Raw genomic sequence first — 3,179 nt, 5'->3', positions numbered from 1 at the left:
ATTCTCATTTTACTATATTAATTAATCAATATTTGTTGAAATACTTATCTCTTTTTCAACATCTTTTATTACTTGCTTTGCTCTGTTACTTAATTTAAGTGCATCTTCCACTAAACTATTTATATTTATCAAAACCTCAAATGCCATATCGATCATATCTTCATTATAAAACCTATTTGCTGTAGGATATCTATACAATATAAAATTATTATCCAACAATCTTAAAGCATCATAGTTATCTTTACTTATTTCACTACCTAAATCTAATTTTATAGCATCATATATTGTACTTGTTTCATGAATCAATAGTTCTATTCCATACTGCTTTATTACAAAAGATTTTAATATTCTTTCAATAGCTCCATGTACCATTTCTAACTGCCTTGGATAGGAAACACCTACCGTATTTGCTAATATAGCGTCTCTTACCATTACATTTGAGTCTGCTTTCTAAAACTTATACACTTCTTTATTTATATTATTAGGTTTAAACTTTTTCAATTTTTTTGATTTATTAGTCCTACACTCTAATGTAAATCTCTCCATTAAATTATCCATTGCTAACCTCTTAAAAAATCAACTAAAACGTTATATCCACATTCTTTAGCATAATCTTCAATGTTTGTAAGTATTTCTCCCATTTCTTTTGCTTTTATATTTTCCTTAACAAAAACCTGAATAACATAATATCCATCAACTTCATTGTAATTAAACTTAGTAATCTTTTCTAAGATACTCTTCTCTAGTGTTGATTTAGTATTATTAATTATTTGGTTATATTGCTCCTTACTCATTAATAAACACACCTTTCTAAAATCTATATTCTTTAATATCAATGTTCTTCTTAAACTAACTATCCATATCTAACTTACTTTTTGATAATTCATAAAAATCATCACATTTTTTCTATAAACAATGTTCTTTTTCATTATACCATTAATTAAAATTGTATAAAAACCATTATCTTAAGGAGCAACAAAAGACTTATGTACTATAATGGCTTCGCTAATGATAGTTTTACAAAAAACCTTGGTTTTCAGCTACTTAATTAGACTTAATACCTTTATTTAGCTTGCAAAATTCAATGATATTGCAGGTTTGTTTGCCATGCAATAAAACATTCAAACTTATATAATTTTCAAAGAGAGAGCAATTCCATGAAAATCAAGCTATTTTTCATATCAGCTTAACAGATTCTAAAACTAAAGTATGTTTGATGATATTATGAACTAATTAAGAAAACTTGCTCTTTAAAAACAGAATAGTGCAGTATTTACAAAATATGCTATAATAAAATAATAATTGTATTATAGCGTGAAGTGTACAGGGGGAGGGATAACCCAATGATATCATGTCATAATTGTAATGCTACATTTAGTTTTTTCTCTAGATTAAAGTCAGTAAATAGCTTGATAATAAAATGTGATAAATGCGGAAGTATATATAAGATGAAATATGGAAGATTATTTATTTGCATCAATATATTCTTAATAATGGTATTTATACCTAAATTAAAAGTGGTTTTTCCAGAAGTTAGTTTATTAAACTCAGTATTGATTAGTATAAGTATTGCTATAATTTGGACTTGCATAGTTTCTTTTATATTGTCGTATTTTATTGAGTATGAAGAAATAGAGAAGAAAAGTTAGTTTGATAGAAAAGAATTACTCAAGAGATAAAAGAGGTTTTTAGAAAACTGATAGATTCACAATTTTAATATATTAGGAATAAAAGATTAAATTTTAAAAACACCGTATTATTCAAATGAATATGTGGTGTTTTTTTGTTTTGAATTCTTATATATTGTTAATTTATTACTTATTAGCTTTCTTTTTTTCTTACGTATGACTACAGATATGATTGCTAATACAATAATTAAAAAAGATATTAAAAATACTATATCAGAAATTTTGTACATTTGACTATAAAATACATCAGTAGAACCTTGCATCTCAAAGCACCTCATTTCTAAATTTTTTTATTCATAACAAAGTCACAATATGATACTATTATTACATTCTTTAAGGCAACGGAGACCCTACTACTGTATGTTTTCTTACTAAGTAATGGAATTCTTCTGTAGACTTCTCATCCAAAGGATTATCTTGAAGCTTATTTATTACAGGTATTAAAATCGTTAAATCATTTTCATTTAGTACATCCTCGATATTAGTTCTATTAGTCAAATTATCATTTAAAATCATTAGAGCACTACCTAAGAATTCATTTTTATTATAAAATGATGTCGACCTATATATAGAATAAGCTTGTCCTGTTGCTGAGGCTAATGCTGCCATATCTACAATCTCACTATGCCTGTTTTCTTCAATTGATTCTATAAATAAAGAAAGCATATTTAGTGTATATCTGAATTCCATGTCATTCGCTTCTATTAGCTTCTTATAATTAAATACATTAATAGACTGATAAAAAATTATTCCTATTAGTGATAATGTAACAATTGTATTTCTACGTTTTTTAGTTGTATTATTCATGGTTCCCCCTTGTGTAAAACTAACTTATGTTATGTTTTAAATAATAAGAATATAATTATAACATATTTTGTAAATAATATTTCTTAATTCAAATGTAATAGGATTAATAATTACTCATGTAATTGCAGCTATCACTGAAACAATTGCTAGTGGATTATTAAAATAGTGTTGAAATTAGCATAACATAATAGGATGTCCAAATGGACATCCTATTTTAATCTTAATAAATTAAGATTGTTCCTCTAAATCTACACGCCATATTGGAATTTAAAATCTGAAGATTTTTCTCATTATTTCTAGAAAAACCAAACTGTAGGAAGATAGAATAAATATGGTGCTGTAAATATAGCCAATGACAGAGCAATTTTTTTCTTCTGTTCATTGGACAAATTTAATTTCTTTAGACAAAACTTATAGTTGAATAAATAAATAAAAAATGCGGTTATTATCACGCATGCCGTTACCCATAATATGGAATAAATGCTTTCGAACGGATTATAACTAACAGCATTTGATATATTATGATACCACCATTTACCTAATTATGTTTCATAATTAAAATTAATTAGATTTGCCATGACCATTGATATTGTTCCAATAAAGTCAGCAATAAAGCCGAATATCCAAACTTTCAAAATTACAGATTTAGCATTTATCTTAATATCCTTTACCTTTAGATATTTC

4 protein-coding genes are annotated in these 3,179 nt (G+C 25.6%); 1 reads left to right on the top strand and 3 read right to left on the bottom strand.

Annotated features, from left to right (window positions below):
• Positions 1 to 21: 21 nt before the first annotated feature.
• Both ACRDBA_RS02855 and ACRDBA_RS02850 read right to left on the bottom strand, forming a co-directional pair.
• Positions 22 to 432, bottom strand: a complete 411-nt coding sequence (locus ACRDBA_RS02855) for a HEPN domain-containing protein (RefSeq protein WP_438571426.1) — start codon at positions 430 to 432, stop codon at positions 22 to 24.
• 128 nt (positions 433 to 560) lie between these two features.
• On the bottom strand, positions 561 to 794 hold the full coding sequence (locus ACRDBA_RS02850; protein WP_438571425.1) for a hypothetical protein: 234 nt from the start codon (positions 792 to 794) through the stop codon (positions 561 to 563).
• A 549-nt stretch (positions 795 to 1,343) separates the two neighbouring features.
• Between ACRDBA_RS02850 and ACRDBA_RS02845 the strand changes: the two genes are divergently transcribed.
• Positions 1,344 to 1,649, top strand: coding sequence for a hypothetical protein (locus ACRDBA_RS02845; protein WP_438571424.1), 306 nt, complete (start codon positions 1,344 to 1,346; stop codon positions 1,647 to 1,649).
• Positions 1,650 to 2,021: 372 nt separating this feature from the next.
• Here ACRDBA_RS02845 and ACRDBA_RS02840 read toward each other — a convergent pair whose 3' ends face one another.
• Positions 2,022 to 2,495, bottom strand: coding sequence for a hypothetical protein (locus ACRDBA_RS02840; RefSeq protein ID WP_438571423.1), 474 nt, complete (start codon positions 2,493 to 2,495; stop codon positions 2,022 to 2,024).
• Positions 2,496 to 3,179: the final 684 nt, after the last annotated feature.

Source organism: Clostridium sp., from assembly GCF_051654825.1.
In the GTDB taxonomy this organism is placed as follows: domain Bacteria; phylum Bacillota; class Clostridia; order Clostridiales; family Clostridiaceae; genus Clostridium.
The sequence above is the reverse complement of the archived record's forward strand: the minus strand, read 5'-3'. Positions and strand labels throughout refer to the sequence as shown.

Excerpts from the sequence above, each read along its gene's own strand:
- ACRDBA_RS02855 (WP_438571426.1), bottom strand. The coding sequence starts at position 432 with ATGGTAAGAGACGCTATATTAGCAAATACGGTAGGTGTTTCCTATCCA.
- ACRDBA_RS02850 (WP_438571425.1), bottom strand. The coding sequence starts at position 794 with ATGAGTAAGGAGCAATATAACCAAATAATTAATAATACTAAATCAACA.
- ACRDBA_RS02845 (WP_438571424.1), top strand. The coding sequence starts at position 1,344 with ATGATATCATGTCATAATTGTAATGCTACATTTAGTTTTTTCTCTAGA.
- ACRDBA_RS02840 (WP_438571423.1), bottom strand. The coding sequence starts at position 2,495 with ATGAATAATACAACTAAAAAACGTAGAAATACAATTGTTACATTATCA.